Origin of the sequence: Bacteriovorax stolpii, assembly GCF_002872415.1 — a bacterium.
Taxonomy (GTDB): Bacteria; Bdellovibrionota; Bacteriovoracia; order Bacteriovoracales; family Bacteriovoracaceae; genus Bacteriovorax; species Bacteriovorax stolpii.
In genome coordinates this window covers 715535-729196 of sequence record NZ_CP025704.1, presented here as the reverse complement: position 1 = coordinate 729196, position 13662 = coordinate 715535, and the positions used below count along the sequence as shown (strand labels likewise).

Sequence of the window (13662 nt, the reverse complement as noted above, 5' to 3'; positions counted from 1 at the left end):
GTCGGCTACTCCATTTTAGGGCTTAAACTTTTTCTTGATCAAAAACGTTGGTCTTTTAAAAACCGTCGAAATTTAAGGGGGTTGAGTCGTATGAATAATCCTTTCCATCCACCTCCAGGCGGTAGGTCTGGGCATGGAGATAAAGCCTCTTGGCCTCTTTTCCTCCATAAAATTTATCGCCGACCAAGGGGTATCCTAGATAGGCCAGCTGGGCGCGAATCTGGTGGCGAAGGCCAGTTTTCAACGTCACCTCCACCAATGTACGGTTTAAACTCTTTTCATAACGAAGGGCCTTTAGAGCAAGTTCACCTTCCTGCGAATGAACTCCTGCCTCGGCCACTAACACCCGCTTTCCTTTTTCCTCGCCTGAAGAGAATGAATGCTTAAAGCTTCCTGAGAGCTTCATTTCGCCTTCCACCCAGCACCAGTAGATCTTGGCCTTGGCAATAGTTGAAAAACTCTCACGCAGCTTTTTATAAAGCTCATCGCTCTTTACATAAATCATCACACCTGAAGTTTCGTAATCTAGGCGATACAACAGTCCTCGGTCATACTGAGTACGGTTAACACTCAAGAGTTCAGGTCTTTTGGTTCTGATAAACGACAAACAATTGTCACTTTCATCATAGGTCAGCGGGTGAACAAATTGATTAGGATTTTTATTAAAGACAAAAAAGTTTTCATCTTCAGCAATGATCCTGATCTCTTCACCTTCATAGTGCGGATTGATCTCGCCATCATTAATAAAATTAAGTGGCAGAGAAAGTGTGGCTTTTTCTTTGAAGCTTCTTGCAAGAAAAGGCTTCTTAAAATGTTTTTTTAATTTATTGGAACTTGCGTGGAACGTAGATTTAAGAAAGTCTTCGACTGAGTCGATTGATTGAAGAAGACAATAATCAGTAGTTTTTGGTTCCATAAACTAGAAAGCCTAGCATAAGCTAGGCTTTTTAGTAACTAAAACCAAAAGTCCTACTGACAAAAGGTTTAATAATTCATTTTTTAAACTGCTGCAGAATTAAGGTAAGCAAGAACTCTTTCTCTTAACTCTTCAACACTCAGGTCTTTTTCGCTATCTAAAAGAAGTTCCCTTTTGATGTAATCAATCGGAAAGCCTGTTAGTTCAGCAAGTGAACCTAATGAGACTCCTGTCTCTGATGACTCTGGTTTACCCGTATCCTTTAAACCTAAAGTTCCCATTCAACACTCCTTTGTCTTATTTAATCAGCCAATCCGCTTAATCCTTTGTCGATCCGTCGACGGAGATTATGTGGACTTTTTCTTGGCCAAAAAAGTCAATTACTATGACGCAAAAAAATCATATCGAGTGTAAGAAAACAGTGTCAATGTTTCTCGGTCAGAAACATCTGAATGTAAGTTTTTATTAGAATCAAGCAATTTTATAGAGTTAGGGTATCAATATAGCTGTCATGCTTGTAAGTCATCTCTAAAAACTCGTGTTGAGGTTGGCTTAAGAGTGTAATACCGCCCCCCGCTTGATAAGAAAGTGATCTTTTTTTGAAATCAACAACACTAGATCTGATATTAATCGAAGCTTCTATTTGCCCCTTAGAAAAAAGCAAAGTCGATCCACAATAAAAACCGCGAGAGCGTGATTCTAATTTTTTTAGAATCTGCATAACTCTTTTTTTAGGTGCACCAGTGATACTTCCACCAGGAAAAATTTTTTCTAAAATATTTTTCAAAGTCACATGCTGTGAAAGAGGAACTTTAATTTCTGAATACTGATGAATGAGTCCAGGAACAAGTAGCATTGCTTTTTTTCTTGTGACGATGGCCCTTGGAAGATCAATGCGACAGAGATCGTTACGCAAAAGATCGGCAATCATAAACAACTCGCCTTCACTCTTCTTATCCAAGACTAATTCTTTCCAGAGACTTTTAATTTCTCTGGGATCATCAGTATTTCGTTTCATTGTGCCTTTAATGGGCATAGTTGAAAGCATTCCGCCTTCATAACGGAATAAACACTCTGGTGAGTTACTTAAAAAAAGCTGCTCGAAGTGTTCGATGTAAGTCGCAGAAGCAAAAGCTCCACGCTTCTTTGGGTCTTTCCATAAGGCCGAAATAAAATCTTCCGCCTCGATATCATCTTCAAAGTCGTATGTGTATTCACCTGTCAGGTTGAACTGATAACAATTGCCCTCTGTCAGCTCTTTATGGCCCTTCTGGAATTGTTTTTCATAATCGTGGTAGTGAGGAGCACTCTTAAGTGAAAGGATGATTTTCTTGTGGTCTGGATTGATCTGGAGTTCTTCTCTCTTTGTGTATTCGATATTAATGGCCAGAAGATCAGTACTCATGATTTCTTCTGAAAGATTTTCAAAGAGAAAACCAAGCTCATAAAAAAGATGAACCACACGTTTTTCAATCGGATGCTCTGCTACCGGAAAATTTAAAAGTGATAGCCATCCTTCAACTGCAAACTCGTGAGACTCACCAGTTAAGAGATCAATGTAATGGTCTTTGTAATACGCGCGCGCCTCTTTGGCCCCGCTTAACATTAGCAGTGAATTCTTATACGGAAAAACTGTATAGAGATTATGGTCCGTCACGGTGAGCGAGGTTTTCAAAGCTTGTGTAGGCACCAACCCACGCAAGTTTTGCCGTTCCAATTTCCCCTGCACGGTTTTTACCTACGATGATTTCGGCAACACCTGGCTCTTTTGTATCCGGGTAGTAAACTTCATCGCGGTAAACGAACATGACGATATCCGCATCCTGCTCGATTGCTCCAGATTCACGAAGATCGGCAGTTGTAGGACGTTTGTTTGGACGGGACTCAACACCACGGTTAAGCTGAGACAGGGCGATAACCGGACAACCAAGTTCCTTGGCCATGGTCTTTAACCCTCTCGAGATCTCGGCGATCTGCTGCTCTCTTTGAAGAGACTTGTTGGTAGAACCCATTAGCTGAAGGTAGTCGATAACAATCAGACCAAGACCTTGGTCAGCTTTGATTTTTCTACACTGCGATTGAATATCAAGGATTGTGGTATTCCCTGAATCGTTAATGAAAATTGGAAGCGCTGAAAGCTCTTGAGTTGCTTTAGCAATACTTCGAAGGTCAGTATCCAGGAAGGCCTTCTTACGAACGCGTTTTGAATCCACCTTCGCTCGACCTGTTAGTAATCTCATTGAAAGTTCCGTCGCTAACATCTCGAGAGAGAAGATCGCAACAGGAAGTCCTGATTGTAGACATGAACTGATCGCCACGTTCAGTGCCAGAGAGGTCTTACCCATCGCTGGACGGGCAGCTAAAATAATCAGTTGACCTGGCTGCATTCCCAGAAGAAGTTCATCGAGACGAGGATACCCCGTCGAGAGCCCTGAGATTTCTCCCATGATTCTTGTAGTGTCTTCCAGTTCTTTTAAGTTTTGTCTTAAAGTGGCATTGATCTTAACCATACCGCCAGTTTTGGCTTCGTTGGTAAGCTTGAAGAAACTCGATTCAACATCCTGGATAAAATCATCAGCTTCACCTGTATAACTCATCCCCATCTGCACCACTCGCATGGCCGTTTTGATGATCTCTCTCATCGACGCTTTATCTTTGACGATTTTTGCGTACTCATAAACGTTGGCCGATGAAGCCTGGTCTTCTGTTAAACTCGATACAAAAGATTCACCACCTACTTCTTCCAGCTTTCCTTTGTCTTTGAGCTTGTTACAAACAGTAACGAAGTCAATCGCACGGTTGGCTAAAGAAAGATCGGCAATGATATCGAAAACGATCCCGTAACGAGGATCATAGAATTGAGAGGAATTGATTTTAAGGTTGGAGATCTCATCAAAGACTGAACCATCGATAATTAAACAGCCTACTAAGGCTTTTTCGGCCAGTAGATCGTGAGGAAGTTCATTGTGTTGATTCATTGAAGCCATGATTGCTCACCTCAAAAAACAAAGAAGGACCTCATAACGAGGTCCCTCTTATTATAACATCTTTTTAAGCAGAAATTAAGATCTTAGAAGTTTATCAACTTCCATTTTTAATCTTTGCTCTTCAGTCATTTCAGCAGCAGGAGTTGCAGACTCACCAGCAGCTTTTGCGTCAGCAGCAGCTTTCTTACGAGCTTCAGCAGCTTTTAGAGCTTCTTCTTGAGCAAGTTTTAGTTCTTCAGCTTGCTTAGGATCGATAGCAACTTTTACTTTGAAAGTAGCTTCGATATCTTGGAAGATTTTAGCTTTTGCAGTGAAAGTACCAAGACCTTTGATTGGTGCATCTAGGTGAATTAGTCTTCTTTCAACAGTTAGACCGCGGTTTTCTAGTTCTTTAGAAAGCTCAGCGTTTGTAACAGTTCCGAAAAGTTTCCCAGAAGCTCCAACTTTCTTGATAAGTTCGATGACTAGACCTTCAATTTTCTTTTTAGTTTCGTTAGCAGCATCTCTTTGAGCTTGGATTTTCTTTCCAAGGCTTTTTTGTTGAGCAGCTAGTAGTCTCTTGTTTCCTTCGTCAGCAACCATTGCAAAGCCATTTGGTACTAGATAGTTTCTAGCATGACCAGCTGATACGTTAACGATCTCTCCGATGTTCCCTAGAGTAGGAACTTTTTCAGTTAAAATAACTTTCATATAGTATCTCCTTCATCTTTTTTTGAATTTGTAAAAAATCTTCTAAAATCGAACCATAAATCAAATATGCCTAAGATCGCGAGGAACTTAGACGCTAGAAGAAATGTAAAAGCAATAAATAGAGTCTTAATAAATCCGCCGATTCTTAAAAACTTCAGGAAGTCGTTATAGACTCCAAAACCCTGGAACAGATAAAAAACGCCAAGACAGTATAAAAGGTTTCGACCAATTACTTCTGACTCTTTTGGAAGTCCGTAGTCAGCCCCTAGCCATAAAACCAGAGAAAGAATTAACGGGTACACAAAAAACTCAGGTGCCTTGAAATAAGTCAGGTCGCGCAGACTGTATTTATAAACGGCCTTGTATCTCCATACGATGGCGTTGCGAAGAGTAACATACAAGCTCACCCACAAACCAAAATAAGAAACACAAAAAACAATCAAAGGAAGCGAACTGTAGATGTCATTCGTTAAAGCTTCTGGCTTATTAACAAAATCATCAAAGGCCCTTTCTTCATCTCCAGAAACTTCTGAAGACTCTTGTTTGCTTTTTTTAAGCTGCGATAAAACAGACGATACATACTGACTGATTTCGCTTTTTAACCCTGTCGGGCTCAACCTGTCGTAAGCTACTACTAAAGATCCAGAGATGATCACAAGGATCAGTCCCATGTAGATCAATCCTTTTACCGGATTGATGTTTCTCAGGACAATCTCAGCCGTTACTAGTGCATATAAAAAGGCCGATCCATAGTATCCCACTAGTGCCGGTGGAAAACCTTTCACAGTTAATGAAAGACCCCAAAGCAGCGCCATTGAAAAAGCTCCTAAACCAAACCCGATTAAACGGCCGTAAAGAAGAAATGCAATAGCTAGTGGAACTGAAGCAAAAATACTCATTGGACCAAATGAACAAAGCGCAATAGTCATGATCGCCAAAAACAACAGTTTTGGAACTGAAGCCTGTTGATCAAAGATCTGTGAGGTTTGTTCGACTTTAGTCATCGCTATTACTCTAACTAAGCTCTATCAGCTGTACGGTTAGATAGGTAGCTTGAAATCCCAAGGTTTCTAGCGTGCTTAATAGCAGCGTTAGCAAATCGTTGGTGTTTTCTAGAGATACCTGAAACGCGAGCTGGAGAAATTTTTCCGAACTCAGAAACTAACCAGTTCCAAGTTTGAGGATCTTTCCAGTCAGCTTTGATTTTCTTAGCTGTAAACCAGCAAGACTTTCTCTTAGCGAATTTACGACGGTCGTCTTCCATATCTTCGAATCCTGACTCATCGTCGTCTTCGTTCTTGTTATCAAGAACTGAACCACGGTGTGTTTTCGAAAGTGGAGACTTGAAGTTCTTCACTAGAGTTTCTTTTTCTTCATCAAGACCGATGTTGAAGATAGCTGTACGAAGAACGCCTTCATTGATACCAAAACGACGAGTTAACTCAGTGTTAGCTTGTGTGTTTGATTTGTACATGAAGTAATGGAAGTGTCCGTGACGAGCACCGTTTGCGTATGGTTGAGCAAGAGCAAGTCTTCCCCAATCGTCTGCGATAAGAACTTCACCATCGAAGCCTTTAAGTGCGTCTTTCACGATCTCTGCGATCTGTGCGTGAGCTTCAGCGCCAAGCTCCGGCTTTGTCACTACTGACAATTCATAAATCATAAATCCCCCTGGACTAATAAAAATTAGGTCCTGACCCACCATGGGCCAGGACGAGTATGTTTTTAGACTGAGGAATTTAACACTAAAGGTGCGACATAGGAAGGAATTTGAGAGTGATTTCCTTAGATGGGCTTGTGCACAAAAATACGTAATTGTACTGAGTCTTGTCCGCTAGGGTTTCTGGAAGCAGAGGCACACACCCAGAAGGAATCCCGATCGATAGTGAAAGTGGCCTAATAAACCCATTATTCTCAGTATCTACCATACTATACAGGCGCTCTCCGTAGATCAGAGTTGAATTGATATAGACCCCAGGACGGCCTTCTGAAAGGATTGGAGTGATCGTTTCTGAGAAGCTCTGGCCTGGAAAACTTGAGTCACGGTAGATCGGAAGTGAAGCTTTTTTGCCGTTGTCACGTAGCACCGTAAGGCTCGAGCGGCTTTCTACTAAATAAGTTTTAGCGCCATTTTCAGCAAAAGTGGCCGTTAAAGCGATCACTGGGTTTTCCCAATCTTCGTTTAAATGCTGAATTGATCCGATTTCGTGATCATTTTTCACCAGGAACTCTGCCGTTGCTCTGTTGAGTAAAGTTGTAAAAATCGCTTCATCAGTCACGTTGCCGTTTTTCGAATCGATAATTGGGTAAATCAGCGACTGATCAACAGCTTTTTCCGTCGATAAACTTGAAAGCTTTGAAAAATTATTTCCTTCCAGTGAGATCGTCGCCTGGTGAAGTTGACCGATACCATCTTCATCTACAACAATCAGTGACCTGATCACACCATTTCTCGACTCTTCCATCGTTTGTGGGAATGGTTTTAATAAGTAAACTGACTTCGTATCAAATGTTCCAAGGATGCCCATTTCTTTGCGAAGAGCGGCCATCATTTTTACTGAGTCCACTACGCGAAGTTCGATCTCAACTTTTTTATCTGTCACTTTTGGATTCAGATAGAACTGGTGAGACATCGCTCCGATCACGCGCTCAGAAATCTGTTTTGAGTTATCAGCTTCCGGCATTGTGTACGAACGGTAAATTGAAGGAACAAGAACATTTCCAAGTGTAGGGTTCTTCACCTTAATCCACTCAAACTTCTCCATTCCACCATCAATCGGTAGACCTTCAAAAGTTGAAAGGGTCATCGACCATGTCGAGTTTTCTTTAAACAGTGGGTTTAGTTTTTCATCAAGAATATAGAACTGAAGTTCATCTTTCTTGTTTGAAAGTGTGTAGATGAAATAATCCAGCTTCCCGTCCATGTTGATGTCTTGGCGGTGGATTGAAAGCACCTTGTTTACTTTTGGAAGAGTGATTGTCTTCACCGTAAACTTTCCACCTTCACTCGTTAACAGAGACACAACTGAAGCGTTTTCAGTTTGCTTTAGTTTTTCCTGGTAAAAATACTCAGGGAAAGCAATTTGTCTGTGTTTATCAAAAACGCGAGTCATTCTCGAAAGGCGTCTGTCTCCACTGATAACGGCCATATCATCAAAACTTGCTTGACCAAGCGACTGACTGATTAAAGCGGCATCGTTATTTAGATTGCGGCTAAAAACTAAGCTTGTTGTATAAGTGCGATCATCAATCTGCACAGTCAACAGAATGTGTGAGTCCCCTGCCAGGTCTTGAATCAATCCGCTCACCGGAAAGCTCAATGATTTTTTGGCCTGGATGTTTTCTACGCTTACACAGTTTTGATCCAGCTCAATCGCCTTTGATCCTGAACGCAGGCACACGAGTCCTTTGTAATCAATGTTTGAAAGATTTTTTAATTCAAGATTAAAGGCAAACCTTCTGTCTCCTGCATTGAACTTAACTTCAGTCAGTCCTTTCATTAAAGGATTAACGAAAGCTTTCTCTTCTTCTTTAGAAGCAAGTTCAAGTAATGCCTTCATATCAAGAGAGCCAAACTTCACAAAACGCGAAGATGATTCTTTTGCCAGTTTCTTTACACTTCTAAAAAGCAGGCTTCTCACCTGGTCATTAGTTAATCCAGGGTGAAGAAGTTTTAAGTTTGCAAGTGCTGCTGTTACATAAGGAGCTGCCTGGCTCGATCCACGTTTTGTTTCGTAGTTTTTAATACGAAGAACACGCGACTCAAGAGCGCGCGGGTAAGTACTGATGATTGATTCACCTGGAGCGACGACGTCGACTTTTGATCCATGGTTCGTGAAATCTGTCAGGTCACCGCGGTTATCGATAGCACCAACGCAGATAACGTTTTCGTAACTACATGGGAAAGTCGGCAGGTCTTTATTGTTGTTTCCTGAAGCCGCAATAACGATAACATTATTTTGTTCAGCATAGTCGAAGGCCTGGCGAACTTTTGCCAGGTCAACTAGTTTTGGCCATCCCAGAGACAGGTTGATAACTTCTGCGCCATTTTTCACTGCGAATGTCATCGCATCAGCAATAACGTCAGTAATAACTTTTCCGTTATACACAAATCCGTTAACCGAACTGTTGATAACTTTTAAAGGCATGATCTTAATGCGTGAATCGGCCGCTCCGGCAATCCCCGTACTGTTATTTCTGTTAGCTGCGATTAAACCTGCCACGTGCGTTCCGTGACCAACATCGTCTGTAAGGATCGTGTTGTTATCTAGGTAGTTGTAACCGTAACAAGGACGATTGGCAGCATTGGTTGCTCCGGCACAAAGTTTTTCGTTGTACCAGATACGGTCTTTTAAATCCGGGTGTTCTAAATCCAGACCACTATCTAAAACGGCCACGATTAATTCTTTCTTTTCAGTCTTTATCTCTTTTGTGTCTACCCAATTGATATCCACACCGGGAAGACCTTTAACCTGCACGCGTTCCAGGTCAGAGATATTCTTTAAGATCACCTGAGCGCTATTTTCCAGCGCCCATTGTTTGTTATAAAGCGGGTCATTAGTCCCAGCGAGCGCTGTTAAGCTTTGAAGAACAAGTGTTGTAAAAATAATCTTTTTCATGAGGGCCACCTATAGTCCTTCGCGAATCCAGCCACCGCTGAATTCTCCGCCAGAAAGTCCTAATAAATCCTTCACAACGTCAAGTGGACCATTCCACTGTTTGCTGCCAATTTTTCCAATTGTGTTCGAGTATAGAGTGTCGTTTAACACTTCTGACTTTTCTCTGAAACCATCAATTGTTCCGTAGATGTACATACTGTCTTCACCAATCAGTTTCTTAAAGTCGTTGAAGTCCAGATCATCCATCATTTTTTCAAAAAGCTCGACACTACAATCGGCCATGGCCTCATCGTTTTTCGACTTTGGACATTTTTTAATTAAGCTCTTAAGCGACCACAGGTCTCCACAAACGGCGCTTCTCTTTCTGTTGTCGTCTTCTGAACACCATCTTTCTTTTTTGTACTTCACTTCTAAAGGTAAGATCTCTGACTCTTTAATTGAGTGCAGACGCTCGATCCCTTTGTTATAAAGGTTCATGTGGTAACCAACATTAAACAGACGAAGCTTCTTAAAATCGATCTGACCGATATCAAATAGTGGGTACTGGAATTTTTCGTTCACTTTAGTCATGAACTTTCTCACTTTCTTCTCGCTCATTCCCCAACCTTGTTTGACGTCAGAAAGAGACAGGAACTTCTGGGCAAAACGTTTGTTGGTATCAAGACTTGCTTCATAACGAAGCTTTTGCGTGTGTGAGCGTCCAAAGAAGCTCTCTCCCGGGTTGCGGTTGCCGTCTTCTGTGATTCTTACGTCTTCAACTTCTTCTTTTGCCAGGTAGTAGTTCAATAATTGTTTTGAGAAAGCTTCCGGGTTAAGACCTGTTAAAAAGTCTTTTTCCAGGCTGTAGTAAGTCCCTTCAACACCGTCTTTTGCTTTTAGGTCGTAGTACGTCTTTCCAGTCAGAGATTTCATTCTCCAGAAAAGAAGTGAAAGACCTCTCGTTCTGTCTTTAAACTGAACGTCTAGTTTTACCGGTGGGTTATTTTTGTCTAAGAGTTCAAAGTCTTTGTTCTTAAGTACGTTGTAAACTCCCAGAGCATTTGAGAATAGATTTGGGTTTTCTGATAAGTCAGTTGAAAGGTTAACCATGTACGAGTTAACGTTATAGTGACCTCTATCAAGTTTCGCGTTTACTTTTAACCAGTTTACATAACTGCTTACAGTAAAGCTGATATCAACATTTCTTACAAATCCTGAGTCATCATAGATCTGAAGAACTTTAGGACTCTTTTTGTATAAATGAATACGTTTTAAAACAGTGACACTTCCAGAAACTCCAATCCCTGCTCCAATGAGCCCTTGGTTGAAGTTCAGGCGCACGCTTGCTGAAGGGACTAGTCGGTCAGTGATAATAAGTGATTCACCAACGTCCAGGTTCTTGTCAATTTCTGCAAACATTTCTTCAATGCGCTTTTTCTGCTCATCTTTAGCAGACCCTGCTTCGTCGGCCTTCTCTCCAAGTTTTTGTAGCTCAGAGAGCGAAAAGAATTTTTCTTTTAATGAGCGCTTTAAAAGACCCACGAACATATTTTTGTAAGGCTCTTTTAAACTTTCTTTTAAGTTCTTAACTGGTTTTAAGTGAGAGTATGAGCGCACCAACGATACAGAAGCTTTTGCACTTCCGGCCAGGTCGTAACCCAGACCTTCGATACCGGCAAACATACCGACATCAGCACTTGCTCCAAATGTATCGGCAAGCTGAACTAAGTTATCCGTCCCGAGATAGTTCCCCAGGATGATATCTCTTGAGAGAAGTAAATTAACGTCAACCACCGGGCTGTACCAAGCTCCAACTTTAATTGGAAGAAGCTCACCAGTTTCCACGAAGTGATCCAGACCTTCCTTAAATTGCTTTTGGAAGTATTCAGTTCTCTTTTCACCTAAGTCAAAGATCGACATTTCACCGTTTAACTTATTAACCAGGTTATCAATGATGTTACTTTGAATTTTTGAGTAAAGGAAAAATCTCATCTGCTCAAGCGGAGACTCAGCGTCACCATAAGCAAAGCGAGAAGCATAATCAGGGTACTCTTTTTGAATAATCTTTCCTTCTCTTAAAGCAGAACCCATCGTGATTTTAGGGTTGAATGCAATTTCAGCAGTCTTTAAAGAAAAGAGTTTATTAAGAGAGTTTCTTCTTGAAATGAGTTTTTCAACAAGAACCAATTCAACTTCTTTTGGAAATTGTGCATCGGCAACGATTTTCTGGAAATCAGCGCGAGAGAGTTTATTTAAACGGTTTAACATCCATACAGCATCGTCTACTGTTGTCGCAAAATCGTTGGCCGTAAAATGCGAAAGGATAACAGACTTGTTATCAATCTTTCCATCAACCCAGCTGAACTTGTTGACACTTTCATAAAGGTCAACCAATGAGTACGGGATAACCAGCGCTCTTAATGAACGACTGTTAATTGTTTGAGTCGGGATACCCATTGAGACGTTATAAAAATCGTATTCATTAGGTTCTGTTACTGCAACGTCTTTTAAAGTTACCGTCAATTGATCGGCCTTTACTAAATCAGTTGCGGCCCATCTATCGGCCGCTCCAAGAGTGGCTTCCGGGATTTCTCTCTTTAGAAAACTTTCCATGGCCGCTTTTGAATTAAATTGAATTGTGACTTTTCTTAAATACTTCATCGCCGGGATTTTATATCCAAGGGCACGCAGAAGATTCTTTCTCATCAGCATTGTGTGAAGAGTTTTATCTAAGTGGATGGTATAGACCTTATTTCCGTTAGTCGGAATCGCGTTGAAGCGGTAAAGGCCGGTGTTAGAAAGGATAGACCCTTCGTATGAAAGAACATCATTATCACGGATAGCGATTTCGCTTTGGTCATCGACATTAGTGACAGTGCTGTCCCAAAGATCATTAGGGCGCGGATTTAAGAGCGATAAATCCACTTTCTGGGAATTTCCTAAGATATCCGCTTCACGGCTGGATAAGACTTGATCGTTGTATATCAAATCGTCACTGGCCATCCTCAATCCCTTTTGTAAAGGAATGAAGGACTCTCCTGCATACGCTTGCACGTAAACAAAAGACGTAAAAAGGACGCAAAAACTCATTAGCCTATTAAATTTTGTTTTCATAGTACGGACCTTAAAGCAAGAAATGATCCAAATAATGGGTATTGTAGCGCTTTATTAAATCAAGAGATTGAGACCAGGTAATTTTAGGAGCAGGTGTCTAAAGTTTAGACACCTGTATTTTTGCTGTTCGTTTATTTAGAAAGACTTGGAAAGGCAGCCAGGTAAGCTTTGTACTCGCGAACCAGGGTTGTCGCAGGAGCTGGAGTGTTATTTTTAAGTTCACACGTTCCTGGTTTTGGAACTCCAGTGAAAAGAACCTTCTCGCAATCGATCTCTACCTTACACTCTTTAAAGCTACATTCTACTTGCGGGCGAGAGAATGGGTTGTACGTCATATCCCCAGTCACTAGTGCTTCATCAAGTTTTGCTTCACACTCACCTCTTAAGTCTTTTTTCGAGCTTACCGGGCAAAGGAAATCAAAGACTGCTTTTTTGTACTCAGCAAGTGAGCTGTTCTTTTTTAGATTAATTGTCAGTGTATGAGACAGCATTGATTTTGCCATCACTCTCTGACAGTCAGCTTCTGAGTTTTTCACACAGAAGAACTTGTAGAAAGGAAGTCCACCAGCTCTGTATGCTCCCCAGAACCCAACATAAGGAGTGTTGTCTGGCTTAAGTCTTTGACATGTTCCAGTTTTACATTCAACTTCTTTATCATATGAAAGGGTATTTGTTTTTGCCCAGTCAGAGTTTGGAGCATACCCTTCTTCTGAAAGATAGAAATTTCCATCAGAGTGCAGTCTCTGGAAGTTTGTTGATGTCATCGACCCCGCCACTGGAATTCCCCAGATGTTTGATAAGAATGGGGCCAGGTTAAATCCTGAGTTACATCCATGAAGGTAAGCAAATGCATCTTTCATGAAGTTCGGTTTTAGCGCCTCAAGGCCTTTAGTCGTAATGTTTAAACGGTTCGCTCTTCCATCCAGGTGAATCCCGAATTGGGCAGAGCTATGGCTAAAAATATCCAGAGAAAGGATCTTCTTAAACTTTGAAACTTCCTTGATAAATTCTTTTCCATCAAGTGTTGAACTATCGTTTCTTTCGATTTTAAAACCGTAACGTTTTAAGTTCCACTCGCTCCCCATTTCTTTTTCATTGATAGCAATCAAAGCAATCTGGTCTTGTGGATAATTTTCTGTGTATTTAACGGCCTTTGCTTTTGCCACTTCTTCAAATAGAAGTCCCAGGTCATCACCATTACCAACCACCATCACACGTGTCGGTCTGTTAGGATCAAGGTTGTCAGTGTTATAAGAAGCTACATGGTATGAAGCATGAGCTGTAGAAATCACGGCCAGAGCTAAAAAAGCAACGACACTTTTAAACATACATCCCCCAAGGAATTAAATAAATCTCG

General features: G+C 41.2%; 10 protein-coding genes. All 10 read right to left on the bottom strand.

The window, feature by feature from the left end; all coding sequences use genetic code 11:
- Positions 1-55 precede the first annotated feature (55 nt).
- The 10 genes from C0V70_RS03400 to C0V70_RS03355 all read right to left on the bottom strand — a co-directional run bounded on the left by C0V70_RS03400 (position 56) and on the right by C0V70_RS03355 (position 13633).
- Complete coding sequence (locus tag C0V70_RS03400) at positions 56-916, bottom strand: pseudouridine synthase (protein ID WP_102242464.1); 861 nt, start codon at positions 914-916, stop codon at positions 56-58.
- A gap of 83 nt (positions 917-999) precedes the next feature.
- A complete protein-coding gene (locus C0V70_RS03395) occupies positions 1000-1197 on the bottom strand; it encodes a hypothetical protein (protein WP_102242463.1) in 198 nt (65 codons plus the stop codon).
- Positions 1198-1397: 200 nt separating this feature from the next.
- Entirely contained in the window at positions 1398-2573 is a 1176-nt protein-coding gene (locus C0V70_RS03390; protein ID WP_133566698.1) for a chorismate-binding protein, read from the bottom strand.
- Positions 2560-3903 (bottom strand): replicative DNA helicase, encoded by a 1344-nt coding sequence (gene dnaB, locus C0V70_RS03385; RefSeq protein ID WP_102242461.1) that lies wholly within the window; start codon positions 3901-3903, stop codon positions 2560-2562. Before dnaB ends, C0V70_RS03390 begins: the two co-directional genes overlap by 14 nt.
- Before the next feature lie 75 nt (positions 3904-3978).
- Positions 3979-4593 (bottom strand): 50S ribosomal protein L9, encoded by a 615-nt coding sequence (rplI, locus tag C0V70_RS03380; RefSeq protein WP_102242460.1) that lies wholly within the window; start codon positions 4591-4593, stop codon positions 3979-3981.
- Positions 4590-5597 carry a DUF2232 domain-containing protein gene (locus C0V70_RS03375; RefSeq protein WP_102242459.1) on the bottom strand — a complete coding sequence of 336 codons (1008 nt, stop codon included), beginning with the start codon at positions 5595-5597 and terminating at the stop codon, positions 4590-4592. The genes rplI and C0V70_RS03375 overlap by 4 nt, the downstream gene beginning before the upstream one ends.
- Before the next feature lie 14 nt (positions 5598-5611).
- Entirely contained in the window at positions 5612-6256 is a 645-nt protein-coding gene (gene rpsR / locus C0V70_RS03370; RefSeq protein WP_158649546.1) for a 30S ribosomal protein S18, read from the bottom strand.
- Positions 6257-6338: 82 nt separating this feature from the next.
- Positions 6339-9212, bottom strand: coding sequence for a S8 family peptidase (locus C0V70_RS03365; protein WP_133566697.1), 2874 nt, complete (start codon positions 9210-9212; stop codon positions 6339-6341).
- A gap of 9 nt (positions 9213-9221) precedes the next feature.
- Positions 9222-12194 carry a hypothetical protein gene (locus tag C0V70_RS03360; RefSeq protein WP_102242456.1) on the bottom strand — a complete coding sequence of 991 codons (2973 nt, stop codon included), beginning with the start codon at positions 12192-12194 and terminating at the stop codon, positions 9222-9224.
- Positions 12195-12436: 242 nt separating this feature from the next.
- On the bottom strand, positions 12437-13633 hold the full coding sequence (locus C0V70_RS03355) for a hypothetical protein (protein ID WP_102242455.1): 1197 nt from the start codon (positions 13631-13633) through the stop codon (positions 12437-12439).
- Positions 13634-13662: the final 29 nt, after the last annotated feature.

Excerpts from the sequence above, each read along its gene's own strand:
- C0V70_RS03400 (WP_102242464.1), bottom strand. The coding sequence starts at position 916 with ATGGAACCAAAAACTACTGATTATTGTCTTCTTCAATCAATCGACTCA.
- C0V70_RS03395 (WP_102242463.1), bottom strand. The coding sequence starts at position 1,197 with ATGGGAACTTTAGGTTTAAAGGATACGGGTAAACCAGAGTCATCAGAG.
- dnaB (WP_102242461.1), bottom strand. The coding sequence starts at position 3,903 with ATGGCTTCAATGAATCAACACAATGAACTTCCTCACGATCTACTGGCC.
- rplI (WP_102242460.1), bottom strand. The coding sequence starts at position 4,593 with ATGAAAGTTATTTTAACTGAAAAAGTTCCTACTCTAGGGAACATCGGA.
- C0V70_RS03375 (WP_102242459.1), bottom strand. The coding sequence starts at position 5,597 with ATGACTAAAGTCGAACAAACCTCACAGATCTTTGATCAACAGGCTTCA.
- rpsR (WP_158649546.1), bottom strand. The coding sequence starts at position 6,256 with ATGATTTATGAATTGTCAGTAGTGACAAAGCCGGAGCTTGGCGCTGAA.
- C0V70_RS03365 (WP_133566697.1), bottom strand. The coding sequence starts at position 9,212 with ATGAAAAAGATTATTTTTACAACACTTGTTCTTCAAAGCTTAACAGCG.
- C0V70_RS03360 (WP_102242456.1), bottom strand. The coding sequence starts at position 12,194 with ATGGCCAGTGACGATTTGATATACAACGATCAAGTCTTATCCAGCCGT.
- C0V70_RS03355 (WP_102242455.1), bottom strand. The coding sequence starts at position 13,633 with ATGTTTAAAAGTGTCGTTGCTTTTTTAGCTCTGGCCGTGATTTCTACA.